Below are 18,435 nucleotides of genomic sequence, written 5' to 3' on the forward strand. Positions count from 1 at the left end.
GTTTGTAGCACTTAAATATTGAACAGCATATTTCACATCTTAATAATAAGTGGTTTCTAAAAACACATTCGCTGTTTGTTGGGATAAGTCCTTTTTATAATGCATAAATAGATATTTTTATAAAAGTTTGTAAAATAGGTAAACGAAATATTGAATTGTTTGCTTTTGGTATGGTAAGATGATGGAGTGGTAATAAACGGTATCGTAATTTGTTTATGGTTTTAATAAACCCTTTGGAGGAATGTTTAGTATGAGTGATATTTCAGAGAAGTTTTGGGATGCGTCGATAGAGGAATTGAAGAAAGGGTATGTATTTGACGAGGAAGCAGAGGAGTATGTTTGTTTAGCTTGTGGAGAAACGTTTATTAAAGGGGTTATTTATCAAGAAAATCAAGTTTTGTATGAAGCAGAGAAGTTTGTACAGTTGCATATTCAAAATGAGCATACATCTATGTTTGAATATTTATTAAATCTTGATAAAAAGTTTACAGGCTTAACTGATTTGCAAAAGAAAATGGTTCAGTTTTTCCATATGGGACTTAACGATAAAGAGATTGTAAAAGAAATGGATGGCGGGAGCACATCGACGATTCGCAATCATCGATTTACATTGCGCGAGAAAATGAAGCAAGCGAAAGTATTTTTAGCGTTAATGGAATTGTCAGAAGAAAAATCAAAAGTTCAAACTAAATTTGTACCGATTCATAGAACAGCTACGATGGTGGATGATAGATACAATATTACAGAGGAAGAAAATGCTGAAGTTTTAACAGTGCATTTTACAGAAGGTTTGGATGGACCGCTTTCTAAATTTCCAAAAAAGCAAAAGCGTAAATTGATTATATTACGTCATTTAGTGAAGAAATTCGATAGTAATAAAAAGTATACTGAAAAAGAAGTGAATACAGTTTTAGAAAATATATATCCGGATTTTGTAACTTTGAGAAGATATTTAATCGAATATGGTTTTTTAGATAGAACAGCTGATGGAAGCCAATATTGGGTGAAGTTATAAGAATGAAGAGAAGAAAATGAATAGATGCACATAATAAAAACAACTATACAAAGAGATAGAGGATTACAGATATGAAAAATATGTTAAAGTTCTATGATGAATTTGAAAATAGTGAGTGGAAGAGGCAATTACTTTGACGAGCAAACAGTATAGAAATGGTTGGAGTAATTACAACTATTTGAGCACGGATTTAACTGTGCAGATTTTAAATAAAAGGAGAAATGAAATTTGAAACCACCTACAGATAACAATAAAGAAGGTGTAGAGTCACAGAAGTCAGAAACAGAACATAAGCCGATATGGAAATCGATGTCCATGTTTTTAGTGCCGTTACTTTTAAGTAATGTATTACAATCAGTTGGACAGTTATTTGGAATGGTAGTAGTAGGAAGATGGCTAGGCGTAAATGATCTAGCAGCTATATCGGCATTTTTCCCGTTATTTTTCCTACTCGTTTCATTTGTAATTGGAATTGGTTCCGGTAGTTCAATTTTAATTGGTCAGGCATTTGGTGCTAAAAATGAGGAGCGCTTAAAAGCTATCGTTGGTACGACGCTTACGTTTACTTTTATTATCGGAGTCGTGTTGGCGATAATAGGTAGTATTTTTGCGATGGATATTATGCGTCTTATGGGAACGCCAGAAAATATTATTGAAATAAGTGTGCATTACGCAAGAATTTTATTTATATCTATGCCAGTGTTATTCTTATATTTTGCATATACAACATTTATGAGAGGTACAGGAGATTCAAAAACGCCATTTTACTTTTTAATCGTAAGTACAGCGCTAAATATGATTTTATTACCAATTCTTATTTTTGGCTGGTTAGGAGCTCCGAAATTAGATGTTTACGGAGCAGCCTATGCTTCAGTTATATCTACAGTTATTACGTTTATTGTCATGCTAGTGTATTTAAAGAAGAAAAATCATCCACTACAATTAGACGGGACAGTAAGAAAATATCTTCGTATGGACTGGGAGTTATTAAAATTATTGTTACGCCTCGGTATTCCAGCGAGTATTAATATGATATTAGTTTCATTATCAGAGATCGCGGTAATCGCATTTGTAAATCGGTACGGTTCAGATGCAACAGCGGCGTATGGTGTTGTGAACCAAGTTGCAAGTTATGTACAAATGCCAGCGGTTAGCCTCGGCATTACCGTATCAATTTTTGCAGCGCAATCAATTGGTGCGAACCAATTTGATCGATTACAGAAAGTTGTTAAGGCCGGAATTATTATGAATTATATCATTGGTGGTGTATTAATATCTCTTATTTACTTGTTCTCAAGAGATATTTTAGCACTATTTTTAACAAGTCAAAATACAATTGACATTGCTCATAGTCTAATCATGATTACATTATGGAGCTACTTAATTTTCGGTCATGCACAAATTATTAGTGCGACAATGCGAGCAAGTGGTACTGTACTATGGCCAACTGTAATCAGTGTTGTATCAATTTGGCTTGTTGAAGTACCTGTGGCGTATTATCTTTCTTACCATACGAGCCTTGGAATAGAAGGGATATGGATTGGGTATCCAGCTGCATTCATTGTCAGCTTAATATTACAGTATGCATATTATAAGCTTTCATGGCAGAAGAAACGAATTACACGATTAGTGAGTTAAAAGATGAAAATGTCCCTAAGTCATTATACTTAGGGACATTTTTTTATGAATGCTTATAAATAACTTTTTAAAGTTATGTCAAAATGTTGTCTAATGAGTTCTCCATTATTCATATAAAACTCCCAAGCTGTATCTGGCTCACCGATAATTTCAAATGAACCTTCTGTAATATATAAAGCGCAATTATCTTCTAATGCAATACCTTCTATATTACCTTGGTGAGTTTGTAAAAACGTATGGAAGGCATTCATTCTATTTAATTGATTGTAATGGGGACAAAATCTTTTGTTAACAATACCCCAGCCACTACTTTCTATATAACCGGAACCTTCATAATCTGAACGAATGCTAGATGTGAACCAGCACATAGCACCGGCACTATATCCTGCAATAAGTGTTCCACGTTTTAAAGCAAATAGTAACTTTTCATCTAGTTTATGTTCTTTCCATTGTTCAAGCATGTGAACGTAATTTCCACCGCCAAGGTAAATTAAATCGGCAGAATGAATCATCTCATCTATTTCATATTTAGTAGGTGTTTCGGTTGAAATGCGTAAAATTTGAACCTCACAATGTAATTGCTTTTCAAATGTTGCTAAAAATAACTTTATATATCCTTCATCATCACGACTAGCTGTAGGAATGAATAATACTTTTGGGTATTGTTTATTCGTTAATTCTATAAGTCGTTCATTAATATGCAAGTGATTTGGATCTTGTAAATCACCGCCACCAATGACTGCTAATTTCATAGTAAAGCACCACCTAATAATATTTGTTATGTAAAAATTCGATAGTGGGGAGTTACATTCCTTCTGTGATTTAATGAATAAGGGGAAATAAAGTGAACAATATATTGAAATAGCATAAGGAGTCGATAGCTGTGGATAGAAAGGAATTAGAAGCAGTTTAGCCCGCTATTTGCGGGCAGTAAACTCCCGTCTCAAAATTCGATTGGAGCAAAGCAGTTAGGCGGGAGCCCTGCTGCCCGTAAACGCCCGATTGGTGTGGGCTAATAATCAATGGGGGATGAACACCCCCCATTGATTAAAGTTTCACTTTATTGATATATAATACTGGAAAATATTGTTTCAAAATATGGGAACAATATGTTTAAATGAATATAACGACGTACTAATGAATGTTGAAAGAGTATTTATATTTAAAAAGTACAGGGAATACCAAAAGTTTTACAAAAGTGTTTTTTACTTTTTATAGGAACTTATTTTATAATATAGTTAAATTATATTAATATATTTATTAGCGTAGACTAAAAAGAGGGAGCGTGAAAGAGTGGATTTTCGATTTGAGTTCGCAGCGAAGGTGAAAGAATATTTAGATGATGAAAAAGATGAAAAAATAATAAAAGATGGACACAGAGATATAATTTATAAATATTTATATCCGTTAGAGAGTGAAATTGGAATTTTTAAAAACCCTAACTTTACTTTTTTTGCATCAGGAAGACGTTCACATATAGTATTAGAAAATATTGAATTTAAAACAGCAGTAAACGTAGAAAGTAATATAATTGAAATTACAAAAATAGTGGATAATGTGGTGATTCCATTAGATACTATCGTAGCTAAAGATCGGGAATTATTTGCACTTGGGCGTAATGAGAAATTTAGTGTGCAAATATTAGAATATTATCTCTATGATACATTTGGAGAGAAGTTAGGTTTACAATGAATCGAACGTGGTACAGATAACTAATTAGTGGAGATTAGGATTCATTTAAGTATCAGTTAATATCATTTATGTTTGACCTTCTATATATTTTATACTACAATCTGTAGTGTGAAAGGGGCCATACGATGTTTACTCAAAACTACAAGTTAAATGAGCAAGGGTTAAATCACTTTTTCGGACCGCTTGAAGCGAAAATAATGGAAATTGTTTGGGCTACTGAGGGTATTACCATTAAAGATGTGCAACAGAGATTAAGTGAAGAATCCCCGGTGAATTTTAATACTGTAATGACAGTTATGAACAGATTAGTAGAGAAAGCACATTTAGAAAAGCATATTGTGAAAAGAAGTGGTATGTATCGTACTACACAAACGAAGGAAGAATTTTTATCTAATCAAACGAAGAAAATGACACAGGAATTAATGGGTGAATTTGGAGATCTTGTTGTGAACCATATGATAGATGAGTTAGAACAAGCTGATCCATCTTTAATAAAAAAATTAGAAGAGAAATTAAGTCGGCTAAAAAAAGAGGACGGATAAAATGAAGTGGCAAATGCGTAAAATCGTTTTGTTAGCAGTGACTATTAGTGTGCTTTTTTTAAGCATGTTAGTATACTACGTTACATACCCATTTCTTTTTCAAAATAAAGCATTTTTCCTTTCTCAATTTTGTTTATTTGAATTACAAAAACATATGAGGGAACTATCAATACTTCGTATAATGATAGCCGGATTACTGTTATTTACTGTAATCATTATGAGTAAAAGAATTTGGAAGCAATTTTTTTATAGTAAAAGATTGAAAAGAAATCTCGTGTCTATTACTAGAAAAGGAAAGCAAGTGTACGTATTATCAACGTTACAGATTACGGCATTTACAATTGGATTATTTCGACCGAAAATTGTCATTTCAGAAGGAATGTTTCAGGCATTTTCTGAGGAAGAAATTGATGCGATTGTATTACATGAGGAATATCATCAAAAAAATCGAGATCCATTAAAGTTATTTTTCTTTACATTGTTAGCTGAGGGAATGATGTATATTCCTATATTAAAAGGGATGTTGCAGCGTTATCATGTATATCAAGAGCTATCAGCAGATAAATATGCGATGCAAAAAATGAAATCTTCATTTGAGCTAGGTAGTGCATTATTAAAGTTAATTAAAATAAAGACGATGGAAAATCAATGTATTACAGCGTCGTTTGCGAAAACCGCAATTAATTTACGAATTGAGCAAGTGTTGAATGAGAAAGTTGTTAAGCTGAATATACCATTACATACAAATTCAGTATATGTAACGTTAGGGCTATTTTGTATGTCGATTGTACTTATTGTCGGAGAGTGCATATAGCCTCTTTTTTTAATAATTAACACTACGCATTGTAGTGTATTTAGGGGGAATAAAATGAATGCGGCGGATTTAACAATTTGGCTAGTAGTAGGGGCTGGGATACTTTCATTTATATCACCATGTTCTTTACCGCTATATCCATCTTATTTATCATATATTACAGGTGTGTCTATTCAAGATTTAAAAGAAAATCGTGGGATTATGCAAAAGTCAGCGATTATACATACAGTATTTTTTATGATCGGTTTCTCGGTTATATTTTATGCGTTAGGTTTATCGGTGAGTTGGATTGGGATTACTTTTTCATCTAATCAAAGATTGATTCAACAAATTGGTGGGGTTTTTATTGTTTTGATGGGGTTATTTATGACTGGATTGTTTCAGCCTAAGTGGCTTATGGCAGAGAAAAAAGTGCAGTATAGAAGTAAATCGACAGGATATATTCGCTCAGTTTTGGTCGGCATGACATATGCAGCAGGATGGACACCGTGTGTTGGTCCGATATTTTCTGCAGTGCTTATGCTCGGGGCGACCAATCCGGAAAGTGCGCTTCTTTATATTACGGCATATACTCTTGGCTTTGCAGTTCCGTTTTTCGTGATGGCATTTTTTATTGGAAAGGTAAAATGGATTGTTACTTATGCCAATGTCATGATGAAAATCGGCGGTGGAATGATGATTTTAACAGGGGTTTTATTATACACAAATCAAATGACGAAAATTACAGCGTTCTTTATTCGTCTATTCGGCGGATTTACGGGATTTTAGAAATGAGGAGGAAGAAAAGTGAAGAAACTAATTGCTATTATACTAGCTGGGGCACTAATTTGGGCCGGAGTTAACTTTTATAATACTAAGAAAGAAGAAAAAGAAAGAAAAGCGAAACAAGCGGAGTTACAAGAGAAGGAAGTATTACCACAAGTGGGATTTAAAGCGCCGAACATAACATTAAAAGGATTAGATGGGAAGCTTTATTCGTTAAATGATGCAAAGGGAAAACCATATGTTATTAATTTTTGGGCATCATGGTGTGGTCCATGTGAAATGGAGGCTCCTGATCTAGTTCGTTTGTATGATAAATATAAGGAGGATGTTGAAATCTTTGCGGTAAATGCAACAATCGGGGATCCAGTACAAGAAGCGAGCGCATTTGCAGATCGTCACGGATTTAAATTTCCTGTTCTATTAGATATGGACGGAGTAGCTGGAATAGATTATAAAGTATTTTCTTTACCAACGACATTTTTTGTTAATAAAGATGGAATTATTGTAGATCATGCACGAGGTGTATTACCTCCAGATCAATTAGAAGAGAAGTTTAAGAAAATAATTGAGAATTAAGAGGGGATTTCATAGTGATGGAGTGGATGGTGAGGTTACAACCCGTTTCTCTTATAATAGGAAGTTTATTTGGATTTACTCTAATGAAACTAAGGATGAAAAAGCAAAATATTCAATATGAAAAAATGATGGATGCAGTAACGAATGGCTTTCTTATCATTGTATTAGTATGGAAATTCGCACCGGCAATTTTAAATCCGGTATGGGCCATTGGGGCGCCAATGCCAGCATTATTAGCTGTAGGAAGTATTCAGCATATTATAGTAGGGTGCGTAATTGCGAGTATATATATTGTTTGGAAAAGTAAAAAAGAGCAATTTTCTCTTCGGATTTTACTTGATACATTACCTTTTGGATTTTGCGTGAGTATAATCTTTTATTTTATATTCCATCAAGAAGTAGGTGCACAAACGACACTGCCGTGGGGGATGAAAATATATGAATCAAAATTTTTGTATCATCCTATTTTCATGTATGAGATTATACTCGCACTCGGTATAATTGGCTCGTTATGGATTAAAAATGAAAGATTAGGAAATGGAAAGAATATAAGCTTTTTTCTAATTTGCGAGGGAATTGCTCATATCATTATTTCACTTATTAGTGAACAAAATTCGGTTTTAGTTGGTCTTTCAATACAGCAAATACTCAGTTTTTGTGTTATTAGTCTAGGGATTTTGTTCGTACCAAAAAAATAAAAGTAGCCATGCACGGAGAGCATCTATGCATGGCTATTTTTGTATCATCATATGAATTAAAAAATCGGCGGAGTAACAGAAAATAAAACAATCGCATTTTTCTCGAATTGATTTACCCATTTATGTTTTAAATAAGCTGGTATTTTTACGCTATCACCAGTTTCTAATGTGTATTCTTCTTCATTTAAGTGCAATGTGATTTTTCCGTCTAATACAAATGCTAATTCTTCACCTTTATGTTCTAGAACATTTTCTGATGAAGCAGTATTCGGTGGGATAGTCATAATTGCTGTTGCTAAATTTCCTGTGAAATCAGGTGATAACAATTCATATGATAAATTATCGATAATCATTTTTTTTCTTTTATGAGAACGTACAATTAAATCGTCTGTATTATTTTCTTCAAGTAAAAAACTAAATGTTGGAACATCAAGAGCTTTTGCAAGTACCTTTAATGTTTGAATAGAAGGGTTAGCAGAACCACGTTCAATTTGACTAAGCATTGATGGTGTGATTTCGGCCATCTTTGCTAATTCTTTACTAGTTAATCCTTTTTCTTTTCTTTGTTTTTCAATCTTTTTACCAATATCTATATTTTCCATAATAAATGCTCCTTAATAATTATTAAATTATATTTAAATAAATTAAATTTAAATTAACTAAAATGAATTATTTATGTTAAACTATATTAAAATTAATTTAATTATAATTTATTATATGGCTATCTACAAGGATATGAGGAGGAAGAGGAATGAAGGAGATAGAGGCATTAAAAGAGCAATATCCACTAGTAAATAACTTAATCGCAACAGAAGAAGTATTTTGGATAAACCCGAATATGGAAAAGTATGAAACAGCAATAAAAAATTCGCCACTTAATGAAGAACATGTAAAAGACGCGGAAGAGAGATTAAAGCGTTTTGCACCATATATTGCGAAAGTATTTCCTGAAACGAAGGAAACAGGCGGTATTATAGAATCACCTTTAGTGAAAATACCTTCTATGAAACAATCTTTAGAGAAAAGTTATGGGCAACCTATTTTAGGGGGATTACTATTAAAATGTGATAGCGGGCTTCCGATATCAGGATCAATAAAAGCTAGAGGCGGAATATACGAAGTGCTGAAACATGCAGAGCAACTGGCACTTCAGTATGGAATGTTAACAGGGAAAGATGATTATTCAATTTTAGATAGTGATAGATTTAGAGGTTTTTTTGCGAAGTATTCAATTGCAGTAGGTTCTACTGGCAATTTAGGGCTTAGCATCGGTATTATGAGTGCGAAATTAGGTTTTAATGTGACTGTTCATATGTCGGCAGACGCAAAAGAATGGAAAAAAGATTTATTAAGAAGTAAAGGTGTAAACGTTATTGAATATGAAGCTGATTATAGTAAAGCAGTAGAAGAAGGAAGACTGCAAGCAGATGCAGATCCTAGCTGTTATTTTGTTGATGATGAAAACTCACATGATTTATTTTTAGGATACGCAGTAGCAGCATCACGTTTACAAAAACAATTAGAAGAGTTAGAAATTGTAGTAGATGAAGAGCACCCTTTATTCGTTTATCTTCCGTGCGGGGTAGGTGGCGGGCCTGGCGGAGTAGCATTTGGTTTAAAGTTATTGTACAAAGACAATGTGCACTGTTTCTTTGCGGAGCCTACGCACTCTCCGTGTATGTTACTCGGTTTAATGACAGGGCTTCACGATAAAATTGCCGTTCAAGATATCGGGATTGACAATGTAACTGATGCGGATGGGCTTGCAGTAGGAAGACCATCTGGATTTGTCGGTAAAACGATGGAACCATTTTTGAGTGGAAATTATACAGTAAGTGATGAAGAGTTATATAGATTATTAAAAGAACTGGCTGATACTGAAAATATTTATTTAGAGCCTTCTGCATTAGCGGGTATGATAGGGCCGTTGAATGTATGTAAAGCTGAAAATGAGTATTTACAAAAACAACAGTTAACAGAGAAGGTGAAGAAAGGTACTCATATTGTGTGGGGAACTGGTGGGAGTATGGTTCCGGAAGACGTGATGAATGGGTATTATAAGAAAGGTTTGGAATTAACGTGTAAATAAAAATGAGGCTATTTACAGCCTCATTTTTTTCATGTACATAAAATTCTTTGTTATTTTCGCACTAGTTCTTTATAGTATAGATATAAAGGATTGCTAATATCGAATAAAAATAACAAAAAGCTTTATTTTACATAATAAGAGGATGTGTATACGATGTCATTACAGACTAAATATATAGCGGGTATTTCGCTTGGGGTTATGGGCGTAGGTTTTGCGGCTTCCATCCCTTTTCAAGGAACGGTAGCTGGGGAGATTATTCAAGGGGGATTTGAAGCTGGGTTAGTTGGTGGACTTGCAGATTGGTTTGCGGTTACAGCTTTATTCCGTCATCCGTTGGGAATTCCAATTCCACATACAGCATTATTACCTAAAAATCGGAAACGGGTAACAAAGGGTCTCGTTTCTACGTTAGAAAATGAATGGCTGACGAAAGAAAGTATTACAAGTAAAGTAAAAGAAATGCAGCTAGCACAAATGGTACTGCAAATTGCTGAGAAAGAGTTACAGTCTGACGCTGTGAAAAAAGGAATTGTAACAATTGCTGAGAAAGCGATTCTTCAAATAGATACAGAAAAATTAGCAGTTATTATTGAAAAAGAATTAAAAACGTATTTGCATACAATTAACACAAGTAACATATTACAAGTTCTCGTGGATCAATTAGTAGTGCAAGAATATGATGAAAAAACACTTGATTACATATTAGTAAAAGTGAAAGATTGGACGGCTCAAGATGAAGCACGTTATCAGCTCGGAAGCTTAGGTATGAAGGCGATGGAAAACATAAAAGTAGATGGATTCCTGCAGTTTACTTTGAAATCATTTATGAATATTGTAGATGAAGATAAAATCGGCGGCATTTTGCAGAAGTTTATCATTAGTAATATTAACAGCTTACAAGATGCAGATAATAGCACAAGACAACTTATATTAGCGAAAATTCGTCAAGAGATTATAAATGTAAAAGAAAATGAATCTTTATTACAGGAATTAGAGAAGTGGAAAGAAAAATGGATTGCAAATTGGGATGCTACAGACAAAATAAAAGAAATGCTAGAGCAAGTACAGAGTAGGGCAGTTACCTTTGTGAAGAATGAAGAATTTGCTGATAAATATGTTGTTCCATTCTTACAAACACAAATGAATAAAATAAAAGAAGACGAACTGACTGTTCAAAAAATAGAAGATTGGTTACAAAAACAAGTTGTTACTATTGTTGAAAAGAATCATTCGAAAATTGGAAAGCTTGTGCAAGAAAACCTTGATAAGTTAGATGATAAAACATTAATCGAAATGATTGAAAATAATGTCGGTAAAGATTTGCAGTGGATTCGTGTGAACGGGGCTGTTTGTGGTTTTATGATTGGATTAATTTTAGAAGGAATAAAAGCGATTATATGAGAAAAACCTTCCACAATTGTGGAAGGTTTCTTATTTTTCGATAACGCTCATATTTAAATTATAAGCTTTCTCAATATTTAATTTGTACGTTCCATTTCCTGTTTTTATCGAGTTTTTATACCAATGTTCTTGCCCATTTAATTCTGGATTTTCTTCTGAAGAATTATTTTCTTTTTTCGCTAAATCTTCTACTTGTTCCCAAGGTGTGTTTCCGTGAGTTTCTTTTTGATTTGTTACGGCTGTTAAAGAAACATCACTTTCTTTAGTTAAATGAACAGATACGTTTGAACTGTTTTGTACAAACCAATTATTTTGTAATTGACCTGGATAAAGAGATAGTTCGTTATTCGAAGCGCGGATCTCTACATTTTTATTTTGCGGAAGAACGAGTGTTTGTTTCATCTGTGGTGCGAAGTTAAAAAACGTATGCTGAACCGGTAATGGTTTTAACGTTATATACATCGTTTCTCCAGCCGTTTGAACTGAAAGGAAATCCTCTTGTTTTAAATTAGGTTTTTCATTTGCCTTTGTCGTCATTTCATATGTTCCAAAAAGATGAATTTGATTTGTATTATTTCCCTCTATCGTTAGAGGGTGATGCCCCGCATCCACTACGATTTTTTTGATAGATTCAGGTATATCAAGTTGTCCGTCTGGAATATTACTCGTTTGCCTAGTTGTGTTAATAGAATGACGAACTTCTTCTAGTAATCCAGTTGATAATAAACAGTAAAAAGCAATTCCAACGCTTCCTAAAACTCCAATAAAGAAAATACTAAAAATATCATATTTAATAAATGATTGTTCCTTCTTAGAAAATAGAAGGTATAGTAAAATTTCAGCGCCAAGTATAATAAGTAAAACAGGCCACCATGCTGTTAATGTATCCAATACTTGAGTGCCTTTCATAACTGAAAATAGTAAGAAACAACCTAATGTAATAATGGAAAGCCCCATTGAGAATGTTCCAACGCGCCATGTTCTCATTCGTTTGTACCACCTTTGTTTTCTTTATTTCCAAGTAACAATTTAAAGCCGCCACCAATTAAAAGGAGAGCAACGATAGATGTTTGGAAATAGCGATAATATAGTTCGCTAAGATGAATATTAAATATAGTTACAAAATAATCATTCAAAATAGGAAGGACTGTTTGATCTAATAAATAATAACCACCGAGTGTAATTAAACCGATACCGATCCATCTTTGATGATTTATAAAATAGTCGATGATAGGTTCGTCATGTACGCGTTCTTTTCCGTATTTGGCTGTTTGCTGTAATGTGTCAAAAAAGCTATAAAACCAAATGATTGGTACTAAAAATAAAAACGCAGAGAGTCTTAATAAATCGAGTAAATAAATGGATAGTAAAAAGGCTGCCATAAGCTGAAGACCACGGCGTTGTAAGCCTAAATACATATGTCCTGCTCCAGGGAACATCGCTAAAATAGAAGCAAATGTTTTACTTTTCTTTCCTTGTTCTCGGTGCTCTTCAAAGTCTTCAAAAATAGTACGATCAACTAATTGCTCGCCACGTTCTTTTTTCTGTAGTTGCTGAACAACATCGAAGAAATTATAAATCCATAAAACAGGTAACGTAATAAGGAAGATAAGGAAACTTCCTTGAGATGTTAAGAGTGCAACGAATATAATCATACTTCCGATTCCTGTGCAAGCGACTAAAAATGTAAGTCCGCGTTGCATAAGTCCTAATTGAAAATGACCAAGCCCAGGAATGATTGATAGAAGAATGATATAAAATCGTTCGCTTTCTTTAGAGGACTCTGTAAATTCTCCGGCTGCTTGTTTTTTCGATTGATTAATAATAGTGATAACTAAATCTAATAAATTGATCGCCCATAACACGACTAGTAAAAATAGAGAAAGAAAAGCAATATCACGCGCTCCTAATGCTATTGTACAAAATGCTGCAAAGATAAATAGAAATAAAGCCCCTCCGCTATATAAAATAAATCGTCCGAATTTCTTTAAATATAAATGTCCAAGCCCAGGAATTAGCCCTAATACAAGTGCTAAAAAGGGATTTTTATTCATGCTTTGAACCTCCGTCCTTTTTTGATGTGTCTACCGATTTGTTTACAATTTGTTGTGAGATAGAAGACTCGTTATGTTTTGAAGATTTCTCGAAATTTGATGTCGCTGTGAAAATATACTGGAATAAACCACTTACCATAAAAATAATTGTAGCCGCAGTCGCAATTATGTAGTGAATAATTGTGCGCTTTAGTGAGTTTGTTTTTATATTTTCATTAGGCTGTAACGTTTCAAAATTAATTTGCGTCATAACTTCGTTCGTAAATGAATCATCATTTATCATTGGAAGGTTTTCGTGTTGTTCATCAATACTTTCCATATAAAGTGCTAAACAATGATCACATTCATAAAGATGTTCTTCCATAGATTCACGTTCATTGTTTGATATAACATCTAATGTATAATTGCGCCAATCTTCTTTTGAATAATGCATCATAGAAACTCTTCCTCCTTCCAATGTTTTTTAATCCATTTTCTTGCCCGATACAGTTTCATTTCGACTGTTTTCACTTCAATATTTTCTTGCAAAGCAATTTCTTGATAACTTTTTTCTTCTAAGTAATGTGCGAGAACGACGTCACGGTAATTGTCGGGAAGTTCTCGCAGTTTTTGAGCAATGAGTAATTTTTGCTCTTTCGTCAATAATAAAGCCTCGATATTATGAGAGGCTTTTATATTTTCCGCAGTTTCTTTACATAAGGAGAGTTCTTCGTTTTCTCTAGCTTTTTTTCTCTTATAATCAATAGCGTGATTGGTGGCAATACGTGCCATCCACGTTTTTAATCCGCGAAATTGATAATTTTGGAGAGAGGCGTGAATTTTTACGAATACTTCTTGTGTAACATCTTTAGCATCTTCTTCATGTCTTAAAATGGAAAAGATAACTTGAAAAATATAATGACGATATGTTTGTACAAGGATACGAAAAGCATGTTCGCTTCCTTGCTGTGCTTTTGCAACTAATTGTTTTTCCTCAATCGGTCTCTCCCTCCTTTTTGACGCATTCTATTATATAGACGTAAGAAATGATAAGTCACCCTACACATGTTATAAAAAAAGAATAATATATTTTTAGCAGGAGGGCTATATGAAAAAGGTGTGAAAAAATGGTAAAGAGAAGTATATAATGAGCAAAGAGGAAATGCTACATGGAGAAAGGATGTGAATGTTAGTAGGATAAGGTCCATACTAACAAACATGAAAATTAAAATATTAATAGCCGATGATAATTCTTTTATTAGAGAAGGTATGAAAATTATTTTAAATACATATGAAGAGTTTGAAGTATTAGATACCGTAAATGATGGAAAAGAAGCTGTAGCGTATTGTAAAAAGTATGAAGTTGATATTGCGCTTTTAGATGTTCGTATGCCAAACATGAACGGGGTAGAGGCGACGAAGTTAATTTGTGAAGAGACAAAAACGAAGCCTCTCATTTTAACGACGTTTGATGATGATGAATATATTTTGGATGCAGTAAAAAACGGAGCGAAAGGTTATTTATTAAAAAATAATGATCCGGAGCGGATTCGTGATGCGATAAAAGGAGTTTATAACGGTCAAACTGTTATGCAAGATGTAGTGCTTGATAAAATTAAGTCTAATTTAATGGAAAGTAAAGAGGAAGAATCTAAAATTGATAAGAGCCTTTTCACAGAAAGAGAGCTTAGTATTATCGCATTAATTGCGAAAGGTTTCTCAAATAAAGAAATTTCGAAGCAACTTTTCATATCTGAAGGAACGATTGCAAATTATATTACATCAGTTTTAGGGAAAACTGGACTAGAACATCGCACACAAATTGCGATTTATTACTTAACAGGGAAAGTAGATTAATGTTATGGAATTTTGGTTAACTGTAAGTAAACTTATTGTCTTTTTATATATAGTGTTTAGCTACATTCATTTAAATGTTACGAACTTACCGTGGATTATACTTACTTTGCTTTTATATCTTTCTGTCAATGTGTTGATCTCTATATTTAAAAAAGATACGTACAAAAACATATTAACTTGTGTGTCAATTGGCGTAGTTATGTTATTTACATGGAAGGTTCATCCGTTTTTTATTTTGTTTTTACCTTTGAACTTATATGAAATTGCAAATTATTACATAAAAAAGAAATGGTTAATCTTTTTCATTATGATTCTTCCTATTATTTTTATAGGTGAAGGTATTCAAATGACGTATGGACTGATTAGTGCATTTTGTTTTTTTTCCTTAACGATAGCTCATCGCTATATAGCACGATTATTAAAACTAGAAATGCAAAATGATAAAATGAGAAAAGACATACAAAGACTTACGAAAAGCTTAAATGAAAATAAAGATTACATAAGGCAATCTGAATACACATTTAAATTAGAGGAAAGAAATCGACTATCTCAAGAAATTCATGATAAAATCGGTCACTCAATGACAGGTGCACTAATTCAAATGGAAGCAGCAAAGAGATTAATGGAAATAGATAAAGAAAAATCTGCGGAGTTATTACAAAATGCCATTCATATTTCAAAAGATGGAATTGAAAGCATTCGGATTACATTAAAAAATATGAAGCCATCAACTGAGCAAATTGGCATTCATCGTATGAAATTATTCATAGAGGAATTTGCCGGTAAGCATGATATGAATATTCCTTTCGTTTATAAAGGTAACTTAGATATGATTTCTCCCATTCAGTGGAAAATTATCGGTGAAAACGTTACAGAGGCGTTAACAAATGCGATGAAATATGCTGATGCGACAGTCATTTCAATCGATATTCATGTACTGAACAAGATGGTGAAAGTACAAGTGAAGGATAATGGTAAAGGCGCAGCTCTTGTTAAGAAAGGCCTCGGTATTATGGGGATGGAGGAGCGAACAGCATCAGTAAACGGAAAAATTATTGTAGATGGAACAAGTGGTTTTTCAGTAACGATGTTGTTGCCGATATGAGGGATGAATCATCTCATATGAAAAAAGTGAATAATCTCATGTGAAAAGAGTGAACTTCTGCACTGAGCAGGTTCATTCTTTTTGTTTATAATAAAAGCAGAGAAACCGAAATAGGGGTGAAATGATGAACACATTGGAAATTAAAAATTTAACGAAAAAATTTGGTGATTTCATCGCGGTAGATAATATGTCTTTATCTATTAAAGAAGGAGAAATATTTGGCTTTTTAGGTTCGAATGGTGCTGGTAAGAGTACAACGATTAATATGATTGCTGGTTTGTTAAGAAGTAATGAAGGTGAAATTAGCATATTAGGAAAAAATATAAAGAAACATAATCGATTTGCGAAAATGAATATTGGTATCGTTCCGCAAGATATTGCGATTTATGAAGAGTTAACTGCCTATGAAAATGTGAAATTCTTTGCTGGATTGTATGGATTACGAGGAGCCGAGCTAAAAGCGAGAGTAGAGGAAGCACTTCAATTTGTAGGCCTTAGTGATAAACATAAAAGTTACCCAAAAAACTTTTCTGGCGGGATGAAACGAAGACTGAATATCGCTTGTGCAATCGCACATAGACCGAAGTTAATTATTATGGATGAACCGACAGTTGGAATTGATCCGCAGTCAAGGAACTACATTCTTCAGTCTGTCCGAAAATTAAATGAAATGGGAAGTACGATTATTTATACGAGTCACTACATGGAAGAAGTAGAAGAGATTTGTACGAAAATAGCAATTGTCGATCACGGTAAAGTAATTGCAGAAGGAACGAAAGAACAGTTAAAAGCGATTATTACAGATACGAAAGATATTTGGATTGAAGTAAAGTCAGTAGAAAACTTAGATGTAGAAAATTTAAAAGAGATAAATGGTGTGAAAGCTGTTCAAATTGAAGAGAACGTAATCAAGGTAAACTCGGATGCAGGATTAAATAATTTAAATAAAATTATTCAGCATTTCATTAATCATGACATTGAAATTCGTTCGTTAGAGGAGCAGGCTCCAAACTTAGAAACAGTATTTCTTACGTTAACTGGAAGAAACTTACGAGATAAATAAAGGTAAATGAAGAAAAGGTAAAGGGAGGTTCATCAATTGAACATCTTTAACATTGCAGTGATGCACATTAAAAGAGATTTCAGGGACGTAAGAACTTTAGTTTTTATGTTAGCATTTCCGATTGTGCTTATGCTTGTATTAGGAACAGCGTTAAGTAACGCATTTAATAGCGATAGTCAAGCGATTAAGGATATACAAGTGCTATATAAAGATGAAGCGAGTAGCACGTTTTCTCAATCGTTTGAAGCGTTTACGAAAGAAGTCGATAAATCAGGTATTCATTTAAAAAAAGTTTCCGAAGGTATAGATGGGAAAGAAGAAGTGAAGCAAAATAAATATGCTGCTTATGTAGAGTTAAATAAAGATGGTGCAAAATTTTATGGAAGTGACAAAAGTAGTATTGAGGGAAGTATTGTGGAAGGCATGCTTACAACATTTGTTGATAAGTACAACGTAGCGGCCGAAGTTGCAAAAGTAGATCCGAGTAAGGTTAGCGCAGTTATTTCAAACGGAAATCATAATGATTATATTAAAGAAACATCTTTACAAGCTGCTAAAAAACCAGGTTCTATGGATTACTATGCGGTTGTAATGACGACGATGATTGCACTGTACGCTGCAATGGGGGCGAGTTTTTTAATTCGAGGAGAACGAATACGTAAAACAGGAGATCGTTTAATTGCAGCACCTATAAGTAAAGCTGAGATTTTCGTTGGGAAAGTGCTCGGTAGTCTTGTAGCGAATGCACTTTGTCTATTACTCGTCGTTTTATTTAGTAAATTTGTTTTTCAAGCGAATTGGGGCGACCATATTGGAATCATATTTATTATTTTACTAACAGAAGTCTTTCTAGCAATTAGCTTCGGTTTAGGAATCGGATATATTACAAAAACAGGTGAGGCATCTAGAGCGATTATTATGGTTGTTGTGCAACTAGCGTCTATTTTTGGTGGTGCGTATTTCGTAGTGGAAGAAAATTCCGTTACGAATTTATCACCATTAACGTGGGCAAACACAGCTATTATGAAAATTATTTATGCAAATGATGTAGGAGCGGCACTGCCGGTAATATCTTTAAATCTTGGGATTTCAGCAATCTTCTTATTAATTGCGATTATTGCATTACGTAGACGGGAGGGGCTATAGT

General features: G+C 33.5%; 20 protein-coding genes. 14 read left to right on the forward strand and 6 right to left on the reverse strand.

All coding sequences use genetic code 11. From position 1 onward, the window contains the following. The first annotated feature begins 250 nt into the window (after positions 1–250). Complete coding sequence (locus DN408_RS26855) at positions 251–1,015, forward strand: DUF2087 domain-containing protein (protein WP_002126691.1); 765 nt, start codon at positions 251–253, stop codon at positions 1,013–1,015. 228 nt (positions 1,016–1,243) lie between these two features. Next, on the forward strand, positions 1,244–2,653 hold the full coding sequence (locus tag DN408_RS26860) for an MATE family efflux transporter (RefSeq protein ID WP_002086395.1): 1,410 nt from the start codon (positions 1,244–1,246) through the stop codon (positions 2,651–2,653). 53 nt (positions 2,654–2,706) lie between these two features. On the opposite strand, the gene DN408_RS26865 is transcribed toward DN408_RS26860, so the two are convergent. Next, positions 2,707–3,405, reverse strand: coding sequence for a peptidase E (locus tag DN408_RS26865; protein WP_002031081.1), 699 nt, complete (start codon positions 3,403–3,405; stop codon positions 2,707–2,709). A gap of 541 nt (positions 3,406–3,946) precedes the next feature. Here DN408_RS26865 and DN408_RS26870 point away from each other — a divergent pair. The 6 genes from DN408_RS26870 (at position 3,947) to DN408_RS26895 (ending at position 7,740) form a co-directional block, all read left to right on the forward strand. Beyond that, positions 3,947–4,345 carry a DUF3942 family protein gene (locus tag DN408_RS26870; protein WP_078178294.1) on the forward strand — a complete coding sequence of 133 codons (399 nt, stop codon included), beginning with the start codon at positions 3,947–3,949 and terminating at the stop codon, positions 4,343–4,345. Positions 4,346–4,470: 125 nt separating this feature from the next. Then, positions 4,471–4,887, forward strand: a complete 417-nt coding sequence (locus tag DN408_RS26875) for a BlaI/MecI/CopY family transcriptional regulator (RefSeq protein ID WP_078178293.1) — start codon at positions 4,471–4,473, stop codon at positions 4,885–4,887. Between the two features lies 1 nt (position 4,888). Further along, positions 4,889–5,701, forward strand: coding sequence for a M56 family metallopeptidase (locus DN408_RS26880; RefSeq protein ID WP_002126694.1), 813 nt, complete (start codon positions 4,889–4,891; stop codon positions 5,699–5,701). Positions 5,702–5,755: 54 nt separating this feature from the next. Beyond that, a complete protein-coding gene (gene ccdA, locus DN408_RS26885) occupies positions 5,756–6,469 on the forward strand; it encodes a cytochrome c-type biogenesis protein CcdA (RefSeq protein WP_002031088.1) in 714 nt (237 codons plus the stop codon). A gap of 18 nt (positions 6,470–6,487) precedes the next feature. After that, positions 6,488–7,042 (forward strand): TlpA family protein disulfide reductase, encoded by a 555-nt coding sequence (locus tag DN408_RS26890; RefSeq protein ID WP_002031090.1) that lies wholly within the window; start codon positions 6,488–6,490, stop codon positions 7,040–7,042. Between the two features lie 17 nt (positions 7,043–7,059). After that, complete coding sequence (locus DN408_RS26895; protein ID WP_003188684.1) at positions 7,060–7,740, forward strand: prolipoprotein diacylglyceryl transferase family protein; 681 nt, start codon at positions 7,060–7,062, stop codon at positions 7,738–7,740. Positions 7,741–7,796: 56 nt separating this feature from the next. On the opposite strand, the gene DN408_RS26900 is transcribed toward DN408_RS26895, so the two are convergent. Then, positions 7,797–8,342, reverse strand: a complete 546-nt coding sequence (locus DN408_RS26900; protein ID WP_002012259.1) for a helix-turn-helix domain-containing protein — start codon at positions 8,340–8,342, stop codon at positions 7,797–7,799. A gap of 149 nt (positions 8,343–8,491) precedes the next feature. Between DN408_RS26900 and DN408_RS26905 the strand changes: the two genes are divergently transcribed. Continuing rightward, positions 8,492–9,829 (forward strand): D-serine ammonia-lyase, encoded by a 1,338-nt coding sequence (locus DN408_RS26905; protein ID WP_050000190.1) that lies wholly within the window; start codon positions 8,492–8,494, stop codon positions 9,827–9,829. A 153-nt stretch (positions 9,830–9,982) separates the two neighbouring features. After that, the gene (locus DN408_RS26910; RefSeq protein ID WP_002086386.1) at positions 9,983–11,230 is read left to right on the forward strand and encodes a DUF445 domain-containing protein; all 1,248 of its coding nucleotides are present in this window, start codon (positions 9,983–9,985) and stop codon (positions 11,228–11,230) included. A 30-nt stretch (positions 11,231–11,260) separates the two neighbouring features. Here DN408_RS26910 and exsE read toward each other — a convergent pair whose 3' ends face one another. Genes exsE through DN408_RS26930 form a run of 4 tightly spaced genes read right to left on the reverse strand, consistent with a single transcriptional unit; the run spans position 11,261 to position 14,262 of the window. Next, a complete protein-coding gene (exsE, locus tag DN408_RS26915) occupies positions 11,261–12,217 on the reverse strand; it encodes an exosporium protein ExsE (protein WP_078178292.1) in 957 nt (318 codons plus the stop codon). Further along, positions 12,214–13,284 (reverse strand): hypothetical protein, encoded by a 1,071-nt coding sequence (locus DN408_RS26920; RefSeq protein ID WP_002126704.1) that lies wholly within the window; start codon positions 13,282–13,284, stop codon positions 12,214–12,216. The genes exsE and DN408_RS26920 overlap by 4 nt, the downstream gene beginning before the upstream one ends. Beyond that, entirely contained in the window at positions 13,277–13,720 is a 444-nt protein-coding gene (locus DN408_RS26925) for a hypothetical protein (protein ID WP_002126705.1), read from the reverse strand. Before DN408_RS26925 ends, DN408_RS26920 begins: the two co-directional genes overlap by 8 nt. Further along, the gene (locus DN408_RS26930; RefSeq protein WP_309439211.1) at positions 13,717–14,262 is read right to left on the reverse strand and encodes an RNA polymerase sigma factor; all 546 of its coding nucleotides are present in this window, start codon (positions 14,260–14,262) and stop codon (positions 13,717–13,719) included. Before DN408_RS26930 ends, DN408_RS26925 begins: the two co-directional genes overlap by 4 nt. Before the next feature lie 219 nt (positions 14,263–14,481). Between DN408_RS26930 and DN408_RS26940 the strand changes: the two genes are divergently transcribed. The 4 genes from DN408_RS26940 (at position 14,482) to DN408_RS26955 (ending at position 18,434) form a co-directional block, all read left to right on the forward strand. Then, complete coding sequence (locus DN408_RS26940) at positions 14,482–15,120, forward strand: response regulator transcription factor (RefSeq protein ID WP_002012250.1); 639 nt, start codon at positions 14,482–14,484, stop codon at positions 15,118–15,120. Positions 15,121–15,124: 4 nt separating this feature from the next. After that, positions 15,125–16,225 (forward strand): sensor histidine kinase, encoded by a 1,101-nt coding sequence (locus DN408_RS26945; protein ID WP_002126710.1) that lies wholly within the window; start codon positions 15,125–15,127, stop codon positions 16,223–16,225. A gap of 124 nt (positions 16,226–16,349) precedes the next feature. Beyond that, the gene (locus tag DN408_RS26950) at positions 16,350–17,288 is read left to right on the forward strand and encodes an ABC transporter ATP-binding protein (protein ID WP_002086377.1); all 939 of its coding nucleotides are present in this window, start codon (positions 16,350–16,352) and stop codon (positions 17,286–17,288) included. A gap of 36 nt (positions 17,289–17,324) precedes the next feature. After that, positions 17,325–18,434 carry an ABC transporter permease gene (locus DN408_RS26955; protein WP_078178291.1) on the forward strand — a complete coding sequence of 370 codons (1,110 nt, stop codon included), beginning with the start codon at positions 17,325–17,327 and terminating at the stop codon, positions 18,432–18,434. The last annotated feature ends 1 nt before the right edge of the window (position 18,435 follow it).

Source organism: Bacillus sp. AR13-1 (assembly GCF_008042285.1).
Taxonomy (GTDB): Bacteria; Bacillota; Bacilli; order Bacillales; family Bacillaceae_G; genus Bacillus_A; species Bacillus_A mycoides.